18 protein-coding genes are annotated in these 17,751 nt (G+C 58.2%); 7 read left to right on the plus strand and 11 right to left on the minus strand.

Annotation, left to right across the window (positions count from 1 at the left end; all coding sequences use genetic code 11):
- Positions 1 to 291: 291 nt before the first annotated feature.
- The gene (lexA, locus tag BN1124_RS03950; RefSeq protein WP_042639393.1) at positions 292 to 918 is read right to left on the minus strand and encodes a transcriptional repressor LexA; all 627 of its coding nucleotides are present in this window, start codon (positions 916 to 918) and stop codon (positions 292 to 294) included.
- Positions 919 to 1,121: 203 nt separating this feature from the next.
- On the opposite strand from lexA, the gene plsB reads away from it, so the two are divergent.
- Positions 1,122 to 3,545, plus strand: coding sequence for a glycerol-3-phosphate 1-O-acyltransferase PlsB (plsB, locus tag BN1124_RS03955; RefSeq protein ID WP_042639395.1), 2,424 nt, complete (start codon positions 1,122 to 1,124; stop codon positions 3,543 to 3,545).
- A 158-nt stretch (positions 3,546 to 3,703) separates the two neighbouring features.
- Here the strand turns inward: plsB and ubiA are convergent, their stop codons facing one another.
- The gene (gene ubiA / locus BN1124_RS03960) at positions 3,704 to 4,567 is read right to left on the minus strand and encodes a 4-hydroxybenzoate octaprenyltransferase (RefSeq protein WP_042639397.1); all 864 of its coding nucleotides are present in this window, start codon (positions 4,565 to 4,567) and stop codon (positions 3,704 to 3,706) included.
- The gene (locus BN1124_RS03965; RefSeq protein WP_042639399.1) at positions 4,564 to 5,115 is read right to left on the minus strand and encodes a chorismate--pyruvate lyase family protein; all 552 of its coding nucleotides are present in this window, start codon (positions 5,113 to 5,115) and stop codon (positions 4,564 to 4,566) included. The genes ubiA and BN1124_RS03965 overlap by 4 nt, the downstream gene beginning before the upstream one ends.
- Positions 5,116 to 5,260: 145 nt before the next feature.
- On the opposite strand from BN1124_RS03965, the gene BN1124_RS03970 reads away from it, so the two are divergent.
- A complete protein-coding gene (locus BN1124_RS03970) occupies positions 5,261 to 5,692 on the plus strand; it encodes a flagellar basal body-associated FliL family protein (protein WP_042639401.1) in 432 nt (143 codons plus the stop codon).
- Between the two features lie 75 nt (positions 5,693 to 5,767).
- A complete protein-coding gene (locus BN1124_RS21160) occupies positions 5,768 to 5,938 on the plus strand; it encodes a hypothetical protein (protein ID WP_152599285.1) in 171 nt (56 codons plus the stop codon).
- A 52-nt stretch (positions 5,939 to 5,990) separates the two neighbouring features.
- Here the strand turns inward: BN1124_RS21160 and BN1124_RS03975 are convergent, their stop codons facing one another.
- The 4 genes from BN1124_RS03975 to BN1124_RS03985 form a co-directional block, all read right to left on the minus strand.
- Positions 5,991 to 6,329 (minus strand): DUF2799 domain-containing protein, encoded by a 339-nt coding sequence (locus BN1124_RS03975; protein WP_042639403.1) that lies wholly within the window; start codon positions 6,327 to 6,329, stop codon positions 5,991 to 5,993.
- 183 nt (positions 6,330 to 6,512) lie between these two features.
- Positions 6,513 to 6,635, minus strand: a complete 123-nt coding sequence (locus tag BN1124_RS21740; RefSeq protein ID WP_269429039.1) for a hypothetical protein — start codon at positions 6,633 to 6,635, stop codon at positions 6,513 to 6,515.
- 72 nt (positions 6,636 to 6,707) lie between these two features.
- Positions 6,708 to 7,688, minus strand: a complete 981-nt coding sequence (acuI, locus tag BN1124_RS03980) for an acrylyl-CoA reductase (NADPH) (protein ID WP_042639405.1) — start codon at positions 7,686 to 7,688, stop codon at positions 6,708 to 6,710.
- A 30-nt stretch (positions 7,689 to 7,718) separates the two neighbouring features.
- Complete coding sequence (locus BN1124_RS03985; RefSeq protein ID WP_042639407.1) at positions 7,719 to 8,741, minus strand: LacI family DNA-binding transcriptional regulator; 1,023 nt, start codon at positions 8,739 to 8,741, stop codon at positions 7,719 to 7,721.
- Between the two features lie 252 nt (positions 8,742 to 8,993).
- On the opposite strand from BN1124_RS03985, the gene BN1124_RS03990 reads away from it, so the two are divergent.
- From BN1124_RS03990 to BN1124_RS04005, 4 genes are all read left to right on the plus strand, one after another.
- Positions 8,994 to 9,437: a PTS sugar transporter subunit IIA gene (locus tag BN1124_RS03990; protein ID WP_042639409.1), complete on the plus strand. Its 444-nt coding sequence runs from the start codon at positions 8,994 to 8,996 to the stop codon at positions 9,435 to 9,437.
- 34 nt (positions 9,438 to 9,471) lie between these two features.
- On the plus strand, positions 9,472 to 9,759 hold the full coding sequence (locus BN1124_RS03995) for a PTS sugar transporter subunit IIB (protein ID WP_042639411.1): 288 nt from the start codon (positions 9,472 to 9,474) through the stop codon (positions 9,757 to 9,759).
- Positions 9,760 to 9,810: 51 nt separating this feature from the next.
- Entirely contained in the window at positions 9,811 to 11,067 is a 1,257-nt protein-coding gene (locus BN1124_RS04000) for a PTS ascorbate transporter subunit IIC (RefSeq protein WP_042639413.1), read from the plus strand.
- A gap of 222 nt (positions 11,068 to 11,289) precedes the next feature.
- Positions 11,290 to 12,306, plus strand: a complete 1,017-nt coding sequence (locus tag BN1124_RS04005) for a glycosyltransferase family 9 protein (RefSeq protein ID WP_042639440.1) — start codon at positions 11,290 to 11,292, stop codon at positions 12,304 to 12,306.
- Between the two features lie 335 nt (positions 12,307 to 12,641).
- Here BN1124_RS04005 and BN1124_RS20660 read toward each other — a convergent pair whose 3' ends face one another.
- From BN1124_RS20660 to rfaD, 4 genes are all read right to left on the minus strand, one after another.
- Entirely contained in the window at positions 12,642 to 13,562 is a 921-nt protein-coding gene (locus BN1124_RS20660; protein WP_082041416.1) for a glycosyltransferase family 2 protein, read from the minus strand.
- Positions 13,563 to 13,656: 94 nt separating this feature from the next.
- A complete protein-coding gene (locus BN1124_RS04010) occupies positions 13,657 to 14,949 on the minus strand; it encodes an O-antigen ligase family protein (RefSeq protein ID WP_231553593.1) in 1,293 nt (430 codons plus the stop codon).
- Between the two features lie 4 nt (positions 14,950 to 14,953).
- On the minus strand, positions 14,954 to 16,714 hold the full coding sequence (locus BN1124_RS04015) for a bifunctional glycosyltransferase family 4 protein/polysaccharide deacetylase (protein WP_042639417.1): 1,761 nt from the start codon (positions 16,712 to 16,714) through the stop codon (positions 14,954 to 14,956).
- Between the two features lie 49 nt (positions 16,715 to 16,763).
- A complete protein-coding gene (rfaD, locus tag BN1124_RS04020) occupies positions 16,764 to 17,723 on the minus strand; it encodes an ADP-glyceromanno-heptose 6-epimerase (RefSeq protein WP_042639419.1) in 960 nt (319 codons plus the stop codon).
- Positions 17,724 to 17,751: the final 28 nt, after the last annotated feature.

Here is a 17,751-nt window from a genome sequence, read left to right on the forward strand (position 1 = left end):
GGCGGTGCCAGTGATGCATCCCTGCGACCTTATGCTGGCCGGTTCAGGCAACAACCCGGATCATGGCAGATCCCGTGGCCCGGTAACGGGGTACCGTGCCTCATCAAAGGATATATCCGAAATGCCGGCCGTGTGGCTGCACTCTCTCTAGTTGCGATCTCTTTAGTCGCTTTCTGATGCGGTAGACGAGGTCGACGAAAATGGCGGGTATCGGGAAGGGAGCAAGAGCGCGGGGAAAACGGCGGAAACGAAACGGCCTCCCGCGGGAGGCCGTGTCATGGCATCAGAGGCTTACATCCAGTCAGCATTGCGAATAACGCCAACTGCCAGGCCTTCGATGGTAAGGTGCTGGCTGGAGAGATCCACCGAGATGGGCTCGAGATCTTCGTTCTCCGGCAGCAGCCATACTTGGCTGCCCTTGCGCTGGAAACGTTTGACGGTGACATCTTCATCGAGACGGGCGACCACGACCTGGCCGTTGCGCACGTCCTGGGTCTTGTGCACCGCCAGCAGATCTCCGTCCATGATGCCGATGTTCTTCATGCTCATCCCCTGCACCCGCAGCAGGAAGTCTGCCCGCGGATGGAACAGGGCGGGATCCACCTGATAGTGGCTCTCGATGTGCTCCTGGGCCAGGATAGGCTCGCCGGCCGCCACCTTGCCGATCAGCGGCAAACCGCTCTCTTCCGTTGCGGCTTCCTCTTCTTCGATCAGCAGACGGATACCGCGGGAGGTACCGGGCATGATCTCGATGACCCCTTTCTTGGCCAGGGCCTTCAGATGTTCCTCGGCCGCATTGGCCGACTTGAAACCAAGCTTCTGGGCGATCTCGGCACGAGTCGGCGGCATGCCGGTCTCACTCATGTTCGCCTTGATAAGCTCCAGCACTTCAGCCTGGCGGGGGGTAAGAGGTTTCATAGCATGGGCACCTGTCTTTTTATACAGCACACTGGCAGTATATACAGTGCTGGGGCCAAGGCAAGGCGTTGCTGATATTTGTCGTCTGCTTCTCGCAAAATGACGCATCCTTGATCCTGTATCGGCACTCATCCTACCTCTCGGCGACAAGCCAGCGGTGATTTGTTATGCTCACGCCGCATTTTTTTGGAGAGCAGACACCCATGTCCATCGGACAGAAGATTTCCAGAGCCATTCTGCAATGGCCGGTCAGCGGCTTGGTCAATCACAAGAGCCTGCCGGAAAACCCCATTACGGAACTGGATCTGGACCCGGCCAGACCCATTGTCTACGCCCTGAAAACCAGCTCGATCACCGATCTGATGACCCTGCAGCAGTGCTGCGAGGATCTCGGTCTGCCCGGCCCTTTCACTCCGCTCGAGCTGAACGGCCAGCTGCTGCCGCGCTACGTCTGCCTGGATCGTCCGCCTCCCCTGTTTGGCACACGCACCAAGCCGCTCCCCTTCTTGCAAGAATTTCATCAGCTGCTGGACCTGCACAAACAGGATCCTGCGCTGGATATCCAGGTCGTGCCCGTCACCCTGTTCTGGGGCCGCGCCCCTGGCCGTGAAGGGGAAGAGGCTTCCGGCTGGAACATCATCAGCAGCTTGGCGCCGAACCGGCTCAAGAAGGCCCTGATCGTGATCCTCAAGGGACGCGAGAACCTGGTACGCTTCTCCCCGCCGCTCTCTCTGCGTCATATGGCGGACAAGCACGGCACCGACGAGGCCATCGCCCACAAGCTGGCGCGGGTGGCGCGCATCCACTTCAGCCGTCAGCAGCTCGCTGCCACCGGCCCCAAGCTGCCGAACCGCAACCTGCTGTTCAAGCAGTTGCTGGATTCGAGCGTGATCCAGCAGGCGATCGAGGAAGAGGCCCAGCGCGAGGGCATCAGCCTGGAGAAGGCGCAGAAGCGCGCCCACGGCTACATGGACGAGATCGCCTCCAACTTCTCCTTCCGCCTGATCCGGCTCGGCGAGACCTTCCTCGGCTGGCTGTGGAACAAGCTCTACCGCGGCCTGTCGGTCAACGGCGCCGAGCGGGTACGCCAGTTGGCGCAAGAAGGCCACGAGATCGTCTACGTGCCCTGCCATCGCAGCCACATGGACTACCTGCTGCTCTCCTATGTCATCTACCACCAGGGCATGGTGCCGCCCCACATCGCGGCGGGCATCAACCTGAACTTCTGGCCGGCGGGCCCCATCTTCCGTCACGGCGGCGCCTTCTTCATCCGCCGTACCTTCAAGGGCAACCCGCTCTACAGCACGGTATTTCGCGAGTATCTGAACCTGCTGTTCGCCAAGGGCTACTCGGTGGAGTTCTTCACCGAGGGCGGACGTTCCCGCACCGGCCGTCTGCTGCCCCCCAAGACCGGCATGCTGGCCATGACCTTGCAGGCCATGATGCGCGGGCTGGACAGGCCGGTGACCCTGGTTCCCGTCTATCTCGGCTACGAGCACGTGATGGAGGTGAACACCTATCACAACGAGCTCAAGGGCAGCCGTAAAGAGAAAGAGAGCTTCCTGCAGGTGCTCGGCATCTTGCGCAAGCTGCGCAACTACGGCCGCGGCTTCGTCAACTTCGGTGAGCCGCTGACGCTCAATACCTACCTCGGCGAGCATGTGCCGAGCTGGAAGGAGAGCATCGGCAAAGAAGAGCGCCCCGAGTGGATGGCCCCCACCGTCAACCAGCTGGCCGAGCTGCTGATGACCCGCATCAACGATGCGGCCGCCGTCAATGGCCTGACCCTGAGCGCCCTGGCGCTGCTGGCCGCCGATCGCCACGCCCTGACCCGGGACGAGCTGCAGGCGCAGCTCAACACCTATCTGGACTTGCTCAAGCAGGTGCCCTACAGCCCAGAGAGCACCCTGCCGGACGAGGATGCCAAGACCCTGCTGGATCAGGCGATGGAACTCAACAAGTTCGAGGTGAGCGAGGATAAACTCGGTCAGATAGTCAGCCTGGATCGCTATCAGGCGATCCTGCTGACCTACTATCGCAACAACATACTGCACCTGTTCGCCATCCCCTCCCTGGTGGCGGCGCTGATCGAACGTTGCGAGGGGATCAGCCGCGGCGAAATCGTCGCCCGCTGCGTCGACATCTACCCGCTGCTCAAGACAGAGCTGTTCCTGCGCTATCAGGAAGAAGAGCTGCCTGCGCTGGTCGATGCTCTGCTGGCCGAGCTGCAGCGCCAGCAGCTCATCGAGGAGCGCGAGGGCGGCCATTGGGTCAACCCGGTCAACCAGATGCGCCTGCTGCTGCTGGCGGAGAGCATTCAGGAGACCCTGCAACGCTACGCCATCGTGCTGACCCGGGTGCTGGCCCAGCCCTATATAGAGGCGGAGCAGCTGGAGGCGGACGGCCTGATGATGGCGGAGCGCCTCGGCACCCTGCACGGCATCAACGCCCCCGAGTTCTTCGACCAGAAGCTGTTTAGCACCCTGATCCACTCCTTGCGCAGCGAAGGCTATCTGGATACGGGCTGCAAGCCGGATCTGGGCCGCTTCCAGGCCCTTGCCGACAACATAGTGCCGCTGCTCAGCACCAAGATCCGCCGCACCATAGAAGCAGGCAACCGGAACTGATGCCGTAGCGAGGTAACAAGCGAGTGCCGCTGCTCAGCCTCACAAGGCCCGCCGCACCATAGAAGCGGGCAACCGTTCGTAGCCGCGGGCTGACAGCCAATAATCGGAAATAAAAAGGCCGCATCAAGATGCGGCCTTTTTTCATGGGTACTCGGCGCTCAGAGGTAGTGACTCGCCACCCCGAGCAGCACCAGCGCCCCCACGTAGTTGTTGTTGAGGAACGCCTTGAAGCAGGCTTCTCGCTGCCGCTCCCGGATCAGTCGCTGCTGATAGACGAACAGCGCCCCCGCCCCCAGCAAGCCCCAGTAGTAACCCGAGCCGAGCGCCATCAGCTGGCCCACCAGCAGCAGGATCAGCAGGGTCGCCAGCTGCAGCACGCCGATGATCCGCTTGTCCTGGCGACCGAACAGAATGGCGCTCGACTTCAGGCCGAGCTTGAGGTCATCGTCCCTGTCCACCATGGCGTACTGGGTGTCGTAGGCGATGGTCCACAGCACATTGGCGAGAAACAGCAGCCAGGCCACCGGTGGCAGCGCATCCGCCTGGGCCGCGTAGGCCATGGGGATGGACCAGGAGAAGGCCATCCCCAGCACCAGCTGCGGTATGGGAATGAAGCGCTTCATGAAGGGGTAGCAGACCGCCAGCAACAGGCCGGCAAACGACAGGCCTATGGTGAGCGGGTTCAGGGTCAGCACCAGTCCGAACGAGATGAGGGCCAGCACGGCGAACAGCACCAGCACCTCGCGCGGCGCAACCTTGCCCATGGGCAGCGGCCGTCCGGCGGTGCGTTTCACGTGACCATCGAAGTTGCGATCCGCATAGTCATTGATGACGCAACCGGCGGAGCGCATCAGGAAGACCCCCACCACGAACACGATCAGGATCCAGGGATCCGGCAGGCCACCGGCCGCCAGCCAGAGTGCCCACAGGGTCGGCCACAGCAACAGCAGGGTGCCGATGGGCTTGTCGATGCGGGCCAACTGCACATAGGCCAGTCCCCGCTCCTTGGTTAACAATTTCACTCCGGCTCCTTATTCGATGGCAGCGGGTTGGACGATAGCGAGGGCAGGAAGAGTTCGTGGACCAGCAAGGGCCACTGCCCCAGATACAGACGGGAACGACGTCCCCAGACGATGGCGGCCGGACACCAGGGGTTGGCCAGGATTTCGAAACATGCCAGCAACAGATGATCTCGTTTTGCAGGCTCATGACCGAAGATACGTTCACCCAGAGGCTGCTCACCCAAATCATGTAAACCGCCCCCCTGCAATGCCGCCTCGGCAAACAGGGTCCAGCCCAGGATGGCCGGCCCGCCATCGCCGTGCAGTATCACCTCGCGGCACAGCCCCTCTGGGCAGTCGGCCGCCACCAGCGCCTGCTCATCGGCCGCCAGCGGCACGCTGCTATTGCCCAGCAGTTGCACCGATAGCTGGCGATTGTAGCGACGCAGCCGCCGGGTCATGGAATCTGCTTCCAGCAACCAGGGACGCAGCGCCTCTGGAGGCTCGCACTGCTCGGGTGCCCGCCAGGGTGCGAGCTGGATGAGGGGAACAGTCAACTCGGACTTCACAGCTTCACCATCCGGAGATTTCCGTTGTCAGGTTAAAATCCGGTTTATTATCCGTAAATCAATGGAGAATTGTAAGAACATCCGTGCTTGACGGCCCCGATGACAGCATCAAAAATGGGGCACCCGTCGTCGCCGAGCCATCTAGATGAAGATCGCCAATGTTCTGCTGATGTTATTGCTGAGTTGTACCGCGTTGAATGCACAAGCCTCCGCCGCCGAAGAGCCCGCGGCCGATCCGGCCGCCGCCGCCAAGCCGGGATTTGCCTATCATGCGCTGGATCCGGACATCATCACCAATTACCTTGGGGATGGCAAAACCCTGGGTTACGTGCGAGTGACGGTGGAGCTGATGGCCGAGAACGCCGCCGATCTGAAATTGCTGGAGCAGCATGACCCCTTGATCCGCGACGCCATCATCCGCCTGATTGGCAGCAAGACCGGTGATCAGATCAAGTCGCTGGTGAGCCGGGAAGAGCTGCGCAAGGAGTGCGAGAACCGGGTCAATGAGCTGCTGGTGAAGGAGACGGGCAAGAAGGCGGTACGCGAGCTCATCTTCACCAAGTATCTCTACCAGTAACGAGGATGAGCGCCGTGCCGACAGTGCACCCGGCGCGCCTCATGTCCCCCATTCGTTGTCGAGGGAGTCATCGTCATGGGCCACAAGACGCTGTGTGAATGGCGCCGTAATGAGATCCCCTTCGAGCTCAAGGCGCTGCGCAAGATAGTAAAGAAGCCCAAATTCGTATGTGGCAAGTGTGCCCGCAGCGCCAATGACAAACAGTATCTGTGCCAGCCGCTGCGGCTGAAGGGGAAGGAGGAGTAGGCCATCTGGCCCCTCTCTCCCCGCCTCTGCATTCCTGAGGGGGCCGACCCTCTTATTGATCGGTCCAGCCCTGGCGGCCCTGCTCGAACAGGCGACGGGCCTGCACGTCATTGGGGCAGACGCCGCGGTACTCCTCCCCGGATCGCCCGGCCAGATAGAGGTGTTCGGGGCGGCAATACCAGGCCAGTCCCTTCTGGCGACCCTGCTCCCACATGGCGACATCCACCTTGGTCCCGCACTGGGTCTGATGGAATTCCACCCGATCGGCGGCAAAACCCAGCTTGCCGTCTCCCTCCCCCACATCGGCCCATACCTTCTCGCAGGGATCGTCCGAGTTGGAGACACAACCCCCGAGCAAGCCGGCACACATCATGATGACGAGTAAGCGCATATTCATCCTTGAGCGTCCATGACGCTGGTTATCCGTCCTGTGGCGCGACGAGGGATCGCCCTCTCACAGCGCCATTTGAGCAGTTCATTCTAACCAGCCCGACAACCCCCACCAAGTCACATCCCGCTGAATACACAAAAAATCGGGCGGGCCCCTGGGCCCGCCCGTACGTTTCACCGGAGCTTACTGATCGTCGAGGGAGTCAAAGTCTTGCCAACCCTCGTCATCCAGCTCCTCCAGCTCGTCTTCCCAGGATTCCGGCTCCCAATCATCGTCGAGCTCGTAATCCGGCGTCTGTTCACCCATGCTCATTCTCCTTGGATAGTGCACCGGCCTTCAAAGTCTATCCAGAAAAATGGGGCTCGCCAGTGTGCTTGCTCAGAGTTTGACCAGGGTGCGCCCCGCCACCTGACCCAGGGTAATGGCCTCGGCGGTGGTCACCACCTGCTCCAGCCCTATCTCGGTCACCGCCTGCTCGAAGAAGCTGGCGGGCAGATCCCGCGCCAACCTTGCCCAGGCCTGCTGGCGCCGTGCCAGCGGGCACATCACCGAGTCAACCCCCTGCAGGCGCACGTTGCGCAGGATGAAAGGCATGACGCTGGTCGGCAGATCGAAGCCGCCCGCCAGCCCGCACGCCGCCACGGCGCCGCCGTAGTTCATCTGGGCCAGTAGCTTGGCCAGCACCTGGCTGCCGACGGTATCGATGGCACCGGCCCACAGCTGCTTCTCCAGCGGCTTGGCGGGCTCCAGCAGCTCGCTGCGCGGCACTATGCGACTCGCACCCAAGGCGGTCAGCATCTCGCCCTGCTCCTCGGGGCGGCCGGTCAGGGCCGCGACTTGATAGCCCAGCGCCGCCAGCAGGGCGACGGCGGTCGAGCCTACCCCACCGGCGGCGCCGGTCACCAGCACCTCGCCGCTCGCGGGAGTGATGCCCGCCTCCTCCAGCGCCAGCACGCACAGCATGGCGGTGAGGCCGGCGGTGCCGATGCACATGGCCTGACGCTCATCCAGCCCGGCCGGCAGCGGCACCAGCCAGTCCGCCTTGACCCGCGCCTGCTCGGCCATGCCACCCCAGTGGCCCTCGCCCACACCCCAACCGGTCAGCACCACCCGATCGCCCGGCTGATAGCGCGCATCGGCGGATTCCAGCACTGTACCGGCGAAGTCGATGCCCGGCACCAGCGGCCACTGACGCACTATCCGGCCCTTGCCGGTGATGGCCAGCCCATCCTTGTAGTTGATGGAGCTGAAGCTCACCGCCACCCGCACTTCCCCTTCCGGCAACTGGCTCTCGACCAGTTGAGTCAGGGTCGGGACCGTCTTGCCATCCTGGTTTTCCAGTAACAGAGCCTTGAACATGCTTGCCTCTCGCTGTTTTGTAGTCATTAATCAGGTGCTTTGACGCTTTTGCAGTTGGAAATCCAACGCCAGGGTCATGCCCGCCACCTCGTCACCCGCCAGCTGGCGCAGGATCAAGGCTGCCGCCTCCTGGCCCATCTGGTGATAGGGGATCCTGACCGAGGTGAGCGCCGGGTAACAGGCGCGCGCCACGTCCAGATCGTCGAAACCGGCGATGGCCAGCTTGCCCGGCACGCTCAGGTGGCGGCGCTGGCATTCAAATAGCACGCCCGCCGCCAGTTCGTCGTTGACACAGATCAGCGCGTCCAGCTCGGGCCAGCGCAGCAGCATCTCCCCCAGCATGGCGGCGCCGGTGCTGAAGCTCGGCCGCTCCGAGGTGTTGATGATGGCATCGGGGGAGAGGTAGTTGTCCAGCAGCGCCTTCTGCCAACCCTGCATGCGCTGCTGCAGCATCCACTGCTCCTGGCGGGCGCACAGAAAACCTATGTTGCGATAACCACGCTCGATGAGGTGGCGGGTCAGCTGATAACCCGCGTCGAAGTTGGAGACTCCCACGTTCATGTCGACGGGTTGGCGCGCCATGGCCCCCACCTCCACCACCGGCAGGCGGGCCGCCACCAGCCGGCTGCGCATGGTCTCACCAGGATCGCCACCAAACAGCACCACGGCGGCCGGATTGTGCTGCAGGAAATTGTTGAGCAGGCTCTCTTCCTGGTGCTTCAGGTGCTGGGCATCCCCCAGCATGATCTGGTAGCCCTCGGCGAGCAGAGTCTGTTGCAGACCGGCAATCATGTCGCCACAGCCATGCTCGGCCAGGCTGGGGACTATGACCACTATGGTCTGGGAGGTGGCGGAGGCCAGCGCGCCCGCCGCCCGATTGGGGATATAGCCGAGTTCATCCACCGCTGCCTCGATGCGCTCGCGCATCTTGTCCGACACCAGCTCGGGGGTACGCAGGGCGCGCGATACCGTCATGGCCCCCACCCCGGCCAGCCGGGCAACCTCGTTGAGGGTCACCCGACCCGTGCTACGGCGTTTTTTGACTTCTGACATCCTTTCCCTTCCTCGGCATGCGGGTACTCACTTTAAGGCAAAAGTGCGGCACTGACTATTTGCTCAGGTTCTATTTTACCTCTCCAGTACGGGATTGAGCTCAAGATGAATCCTGCTGATGATGAAAATGATAGCGCTATCACAGATCAATGTTAGCGCTATCTGGTAGCGCTAACTTTCGAGATCCAGCTCACAGTTATCGAGGCGAAGGATCGCTAGATTGGCGCCATCGCATCAAGCCGGAACACCGCCATGCTGACTCAACTGTTGACCGAAGAGGTCATTTCCATTGAAGCGGGGGCCCGCGACTGGCGCCATGCCATCGAGCTTGCCACCGCTCCCCTGCTGGCCAACGGCACCATAGAGCCCTCCTATGTGGCGGCGCTGTTTCGCTCCCATGAGGAGCTCGGCCCCTACTATGTGCTGGGTCCCGGCCTAGCCATGCCCCACGCACGCCCGGAAGACGGTGTCAACCGGCTGGGCCTCGGCCTGACCGTGCTCAAGCAAGGGGTCAACTTCGACTCCGAGGGCAACGACCCTGTCCAGTTGTTGATCACCCTGGCCGCCAGCGACAGCAGCTCCCACGTGGAGACCATCGCCCAGCTGGCCGAGCTGTTCATGAATGAAGAAGACGTGGCGGCCATCATCGCGGCCGACACCAAAGACGACATATTGCGCATCCTGGCGCGCTACTGAGTTGCGCCGCGGCGCCCTGACAGAGGAAGAGACAATGAAAATTCTGGTTGTATGCGGACATGGCCTGGGCACCAGCCTGATGATGGAGATGAGCATCAAGAGCATCCTCAAGGAGCTCAATGTGACCGCTGAGGTGGACCATCGCGATCTCGCCTCCGCCGGCAGCGAAAGCGCCGAGATGTTCGTCGCCACCCGCGACATCGCCGAACAGCTCAGCAGCATGGGGGTCAACGGCCGACTGGTGTCGCTGGACAACATGGTCGACAAGGCCGCCATGAAGGAGCGACTCTCTGCCGCCTTGCGGGAACTGGGCGCACTCTAAGGACTTACCATGCGGCCTGCGGGCCGCCTCTTCCATTGATTGGAGCTGACCATGGAATTTTTCAATTTTCTGATGTTTGACGTGCTGTCGGAGCCGGCCGTGCTGGTCGGTCTGATCGCCCTTATCGGCTTGATTGCCCAGAAAAAACCCGTGACCGAGTGCATCAAGGGCACGGTCAAGACCATCATGGGCTTCGTCATCCTGGGGGCCGGCGCCACCCTGGTGGTGAACTCCCTCGGCGACTTCGCCACCATCTTCCAGCACGCCTTCGGCATCAAGGGCGTGGTCCCCAACAACGAGGCCATCGTCTCCATCGCCCAGCAGTCGTTCGGCAAGGAGATGGCGATGATCATGTTCTTCGCCATGCTGGTGAACATCCTGATCGCCCGCCTCACCCCCTGGAAATTCATCTTCCTGACCGGTCACCACACCCTGTTCATGTCGATGATGGTGGCGGCCATCCTCTCCGCCGGCGGCATGAGCGGCATTCCGCTGATCGCGGTCGGCAGCCTGGTGGTCGGTGTGACCATGGTGCTGTTCCCGGCCCTCGCTCACCCCTATATGAAGCAGATCACCGGCTCGGACGACGTGGCACTCGGCCACTTCTCCACCATCTCCTACGTGCTGGCCGGCTGGATCGGTGCCAAGTTCGGCAACAAGGCTCACAGCAGTGAAGAGGTGCAGGTGCCCAAGAGCCTGTTGTTCCTGCGCGACACCCCGGTGGCCATCTCCTTCACCATGGGCATCATCTTCCTCATCACCTCCGCCTTCGCCGGCCCCGAGTTCGTCAGCAACGTCGCCAAGGGTAAACACTGGTTCATGTTCTCCCTGATGCAGTCCATCACCTTCGCGGCCGGGGTCTACGTCATCCTGCAAGGGGTGCGCATGGTCATCGCCGAAATCGTGCCGGCCTTCAAGGGGATCTCCGACAAGCTGGTGCCGAACGCCAAACCGGCGCTGGACTGCCCCATCGTCTTCCCCTACGCCCCCAACGCCGTGCTGATCGGCTTCCTGTCGAGCTTCGCCGCCGGCCTGGTGGGCATGGTGCTGCTCTATCTGCTGGGGCTGACCGTCATCATCCCGGGCGTGGTGCCACACTTCTTCGTCGGCGCCGCCGCCGGGGTATTCGGCAACGCCACCGGCGGTCGTCGCGGTGCCCTGCTCGGGGCCTTCGCCAACGGCCTGCTGATCACCTTCCTGCCGGTGTTCCTACTGCCGGTGCTGGGGGATCTCGGCTTTGCCAACACCACCTTCAGCGATGCCGACTTCGGCGTGGTGGGCATACTGCTCGGCCTGATTGTGCGCTGATCCTATCTCGCATCCTTGATAAGGCACGGCCCCAGGGTCGTGCCTTTTTCGATCCGCGCGCCAGCCTTACCTGCATGGCCAACAATTAAACACCGGCTGGGAAAAAGGGGCTTCTGCAGTGCGCCTGATCGGATTTTCACGCCGTCGCGGCAGCATCTGACGGTCGAGTACGATATGCTGTTGTGCTGTCGCTCAACCATGACCTCACTCGAGGCCTTCTCCATGAAATACCTAGTAGTACAAACCAAACAGATAGGGGACGTGCTGATCTCCACGGCCCTTTGCAACAATCTCAAGCAGAACGACTCCGCCGGGGAAGTTCACTATCTGGTCATGGATTACTGCGCGGGCATGGCGGAGGGTAACCCTAACATCGACAAGCTGATCGTCATCGAGAAGGCGCGTCGCAACGAGTGGGGCTACATGAAGGCGCTGCTGCTGGGGATCCGCCGCGAGCGTTATGACGTGGTAATCAACAGCCAGGGTCAGATGATAGGTCTGCTGACCTGCCTGCTGTCGGGGGCCAAATTGCGCATAGGCTTCGACTCCTTCCCCTGGCGACTCGGCCACAACCGCATAGTGCGGTTTCGAAAAGACACTGAACATCAGGGCAATAGCACCCTGGTCGACGATCGCTTCGCCCTGCTTGCCCCCCTCAAACTCGCCCGGGAGGATCGCAACTACTATCTCTGGCTGAGTGAAGAAGAAAAACAACGGGGACGCGAGGCCCTGCTGGCCGCCGGCATCGACTCTGACAGACCGCTGATCGCCATGGGGGTCAACTCCCTTGGCCACTACAAGCGCTGGCCCATCGGCTGCTTTGCCAAGGTGGCGCAATGGCTGATCGAAGAGCACAACGCCCAGATCCTGATCTACTGCGGGCCGGGGGAAGAGGAGTACAACCGGGGCCTGAAACCGCTGCTACCCGAAGCCCTGCAGGCCAGCGTGTTCGATCGGATTCAGACTCGCTCGGTGCGGGAGCTGGTCGGACTCTTCGCCCATAGCCAGCTGTTCGTCGGTAACGACACGGGCCCGCGGCACATGGCGCAGGCGCTGGACATACCGCTGCTGACCATAGTTTCCCCCCTGGGCCACTCGGCCATCGCCAACCCGCTCTCCCACCCCCGCTATCAGTTCATCGATACCGACCATCAGGATCCCGAGCAGGAAATCCTGAACGTGCAGGAAAGGCTGGCCACATTCTGGGCTGAAATTGACATAGCTCACGACAAGGTATAAATGAGCGGCTATGAAAATATGTCTCGCCAGTAACGAAGTTAACGGGCTAGACCTTTAGTTAATTACTGGTGTGGTCACTCCACATGAAAATAGGTTTCACCACTATATGCTATGGCTGGATGATTTTTGTACTCGGCACCATCCATAGATTAAAGCTATTTAACCATAATAGCTTATTCTGTCTCAATCTATTAAAGCGAAGTAGATTAGATTCGTTTAATTAAATATACTATATTTATTTTTATTGTGGTATCGCGCCTAATGAATTCCTTCACAAAATATAATATATCCATTTTAAATCACACTCTATCTATTTTACCTATTATTAAATAATATTAATTTTTCAAACCTCGTTGCTTATGTCTTAAGGAATGAGATAGTGATGACTTCCTGATGATAGCCAAGAGTAACTTAAACCGGGCTGGGTTTTTACATGATTTGATTAGTTCTTTGGTAATAAATCTAAATTTAAGGGCTCTTGCTGATATATATTTATAGTTTTTATCAAAGAAGTAAAATAAAGACCTATAAAATTCTATTTCTATTTCTATATTTCTATTCGTACTTCCACCACCATAGTGGATTATTTTTGCATCTGGAACAAAAAAGATATTCATTTTTTCTTTTTTCATTCTAATGCAGATATCCTCTTCCTCACAGTAAAGGAAAAAATTAGGATCCAAACCTCCAACTTTAAAATAATCAGACGCTCGGAAGAACATTGATGCTCCACTGCCCATTTGGACACTAAATGGAGTTTTATATTCCTTTTTCCTATCCATATATTCTGATGGTTTTAACATTCGACACAACCCGTCACCCAACCACTGATTAGCTACTGATGGTAAATAGGCAAAGGATGGATGATATCTACCATCTTTATCATACTGAGATGGTATACACAGCGACACATCTGGATTATCCTCCATGAATGAATGAAGTATGCCAAGCGCATGCTCATCAACTAGAGTATCATTATTAAGAACAAATATGTATTCCCCTTTTGCTTCAGATATTCCAAATATATTTCCGAGAGCAAATCCGAAATTAAAACCATTTTCTCTATAATGTATTTTACCATTATTTTTAACATTCAAGTAGTCAATAATAACACCACGTTCATCTGCGTTTGAATTGTTATCGACCAGTATTATTTCATAATTTTGATATGAACCACTCAATATACTGTTAATACAGTCTATTGTATATTTAGATGAGTTGTAATTTAAAATTACAATTGAAATAGAAACCCCCACGCGACACCCCTCTAATTTCTATGACTACATAATTAAGTTAACTACACTCAAAAATTTTATAGCTTCCTTGTTTAACGTCATTAATTTAATTATTTCACTCGCTTTGATTTTTATTGAAAACGATGGATACAGCTATGACTAAGGATGAAACAAAGAAAGTAATGCCAGAATTGTGACCAAAAAACGCCTGACTGAGACAGTAGTCTATCGATGAAAAAATGGTCACTATAACCAACGCAGCCCCACAATGCACATCATCATTATGGGGTTGATACAAACGCTTTTTTACCAAAAATAGGGGAATAAGCATCATCAACAGCAGCATACCAAGACCAACGATACCTCGTTTTGCCATTTCATCAAGGAATTGGTTATGGGCATGGGAATTGAAGTCATAGATAAACTGGCTGATCTCACCACGAACCAACTGCGCCTTCTGAGACTCCCTAACCCCATGATTTCCCCAGCCAAATAACGGCTTTTCAGTAAAGCTCTGCCAAGCACTCTGCCAAAGCTGAAGCCTGACACCAAGGGAGGTATTTAGGTTAGTCTTGTCGATATATTGGCTTATATCATTCTGAGCCAGCTCTATCCGTGCCTCGACACCACTCTGTGGTTGAACCACAAAGAAAGCGCCACACAGCAGGACACTCACGACCATCGCAAGAGTACTCTTACGATAGAGAGATTCTTTGAACAACATCACGATGGTAAACAAAATGATGGGTAACAGTACCCAACCACCACGGGTGCCAGAGAGGAAACTAGCCCCCATTCCAGCACAGGTACCCAGCACCATAAAGAATGAGAAGAGAAAATTTCTCTTCTTTTGAGCCCAAAGTAAACCACAGAGGCAGAAGAGGCCAAGCGACATGGCTATGTTACCACTTTGAATTGGCATCACATCATCAAATGCCCGTGCATAGCCCAATACAAATTTATCATAAATGGCGATGCCAAATGCTAGAAGTGCTCCGACACCACAACCTGATAATAGAGAAGGAAGACGTACCGGTGTGCTCGCCAATAGGGGAATCATGACGACTGCCATCACAGCTCGACTAGCCCTGTCAATTTCGCTTATCTTGCCTCCGTCCAACCAAACAGAGAGCGCCATGACGATAAAATAGAGTAGCAAACCCAGTCCAATGAGTTTGAATTCACGGCCTAATCCCCATGTAGAACGTTTCATACCGATAAAGAAAAGGCTTGCCAGCAATAGCAGACCAGGACCATACGAGTAGCCACTTGGCACAGCCAGCGCCAAAGCACCAAACAGAAAAGCTGACAACTGAACCAACAGCGATAACACCCGATCATTACGTGGCCAAAAAGAACTCTGATTAACTGACGGATCTATTTTCAACGGCATGTTTTTCTCTACCACTACATTATTTCCTGAATACGTAATTACCCCGGATCTTGCGCCACAGCCCGAATGCATCGGTGCGGGGGAAGATGGCGATCCGGCGGATCTGGAACGGATCCTGGTGCATGGCCCTGGGGCCGCTGTTGGTAGCTACCGCGTAGCGATAACCGGCGGCACTGGCTTGTTTTTTGGCGTCGTCGTTCAGATCCCCATAGGGGTAAGCGAATGACAGGAGTGAATGGCCAAGCAACTGTTCCAGCCTCTCCTTGTTGGCGCGGATCTCGTGGGCCTGAGCTTCGGGGGCGAGCGTGCTGAGACGCGGATGGGTCAAGGTATGCCCCCCTATCTCCACATGCCCCGAAGCCACCAGCGCCTTGATCTCGTCGCCATTCATCAGCGCCACCGGGGTATCGGGGTGGGTCGGATGCTCCACATCCCAGCGATTGTGATCCTCGCCGGTCACTATGTACACCACGGCTTTGTAACCATATTTTTCCAACAGCGGCAGCATGCGGGTCAGGTTGTCCCGATAGCCGTCGTCGACGGTGATCATCAGGTACTTCTTGCCGTACTGCAGCCGGTGAATGAAGCCCTTGTCCGCCAGATCCCGGAAGGTCAGGGTCTCGTAGCCGAGCCACTTCATCAGCTTCAGGTGTTTCTCGAACATGGCAATCGGCATCCAGGTACCATGCACCCCCTTCTCGCTGTCCTGCTCGATGAAGCGGTGATACATGATGACCGGCATCTCCCGGCGCAGGGTCTCCACCACGGCATCCTGATAGACGCACTCCAGCTCGGAGACAACCCCTTGCAAGCCGTACTCATCCTGAATGCGCAGGCGAATCGCCTCCGGCACCTCCTTGCTGGCTAGCGCCTCGGCGATCAGCTGCTTCAGGACGGCAAAGTCGATCGCCAGATCCTTGGGGCCTATGTCGCCGAAGTTGCTGGCCAGCGCCTCGGCCAGGTTGGACTCGGTGACCAGGCCTATGGCCTTGGCCTCGCCGATGGCGAAGGCAGGGCGGCCACACAGCAGCGCCTCCATTGCCACCCGACCGGCACCTATCACCAGATCGCAGTTGGCCAGCAGGGCGGGCACATCGTCCACGTAACCCACGAACTCGGCTTTTTCCTTGAATCGGGCGAAGCGTTCCGGCACCTGGGTACCGCTGACGATCCGCACCCGATAGGCGTCCAGATCCAGCACCTCGTCCAGCAGACGGTAGCAGAGCTCCCCCTTGGGACCGCTCAGCCGACCTATGATGGCGATCACCGGCTTGGGGTTGGCCGGTGCCGGCACGGGCTGGAACTGATCGGTCTCGATGCCGTTGCGCAGCACCTGCACCTTGGCCGGATCCACCCCCAGGTTGTCGATGATCTGGTGGGCAATGTCCTCGCACACCGCCACCGCCCGGTAACCGAGTGCATGGAAGGCCTTGCGCGACGCGTGCACCGGCTGACGGCCGTGCACAGTAGTGATCATGGGCGTGCCGGTGAGCTTGCAGGCCACGTAACTGCTCCAGCCGGAGGCGCGCGAATGAGCGTGCACCAGTTGGATATGGTGTTTCTTGATGAGATAGATGAGGTAAAACACGTGCCAGAAGCGGCGCAAGATGCTGCGCTTGTTGAAACGCAACTTGAACACGGGCCCCTGGGTGGGCTTGGTCAGGGTGTCAGAAACATAGAAAACGTTGTGACCACGCCGGGTCAGCTCGTTACCGACCGTGGTGGCATAGACCTCAGCTCCCGTCACTTCGAGCTGGGAGAGTGCCATCAATATATTCATGCAAGCGTATCCGATCGACGGGCGGCCAGGGCCGCCCGTCAGGAGGGGATCAAGCCCGGTTCAACCAGGCCATGTAATCGGCCACGCCTTCGGCCACCGTCTTGAACTCGCCGTCATAACCGATGCCACGCAACTTGGTGAGATCGGCCTGGGTGAAGCTCTGGTAACGACCCTTCAGGTGATCCGGGAAGGGAATGTATTCGATGGCGCCCTGCTGGTGATGCTTGATCACGGCCTCGGCCACGTTCTGGAACGGCTCGGCCCGGCCGGTGCCGCAGTTGAAGATGCCGGAGTGCTGCGGATTCTGCCAGAACCAGAGGTTCACCTTGCAGACGTCGTCCACATAGATGAAGTCGCGCATCTGGCCGCCATCCGGGAAGCCGTCACAGCCTTCGAACAGCTTGGGGTTGCCGCCCTGCTTCACCTGGGTGTTGAGGTGGAAGGCGACGGAGGCCATGGAGCCCTTGTGCTGCTCACGCGGGCCGTAGACGTTGAAGTACTTCAGGCCGACGACCTGGGAGTCGATCTCCGGCAGCCAGCGGCGCACGTACTGATCGAACAGCTGCTTGGAGTAGCCGTAGACGTTGAGCGGCTGCTCGAATCGCGGATCTTCGATGAAGTTGTCGTTGCGTCCGCCATAGGTGGCGGCGGAGGAGGCATAGATGAACGGAATTTCCCGCTCGATGCAGTAATGGAACAGATCCTTGGAGTACTCGTAGTTGACCTCCATGATGAACTTGCCATTCCACTCGGTGGTCGCGGAGCAGGCGCCTTCATGGAAGATCACCTCGATGCCGCCATCCCACTCCTCGAATTCGTCGCCGGAGACGATGCGCGCCTGGAACTCGTCCTTATCCATGTAATCGGCGATGGTGAGATCGACCAGATTGACGAACTTGGTGCCGTCAGTCAGGTCATCGATGACCACCACATCGGTCCGTCCTTGAGCGTTCAGCTGCTTGACCAGATTGCTGCCGATAAAGCCAGCACCGCCAGTTACTACGATCATGGAGTTTGCCTCGCGTACGTTGATGGCC

Source organism: Aeromonas eucrenophila, from assembly GCF_000819865.1.
GTDB classification, from domain to species: domain Bacteria; phylum Pseudomonadota; class Gammaproteobacteria; order Enterobacterales; family Aeromonadaceae; genus Aeromonas; species Aeromonas eucrenophila.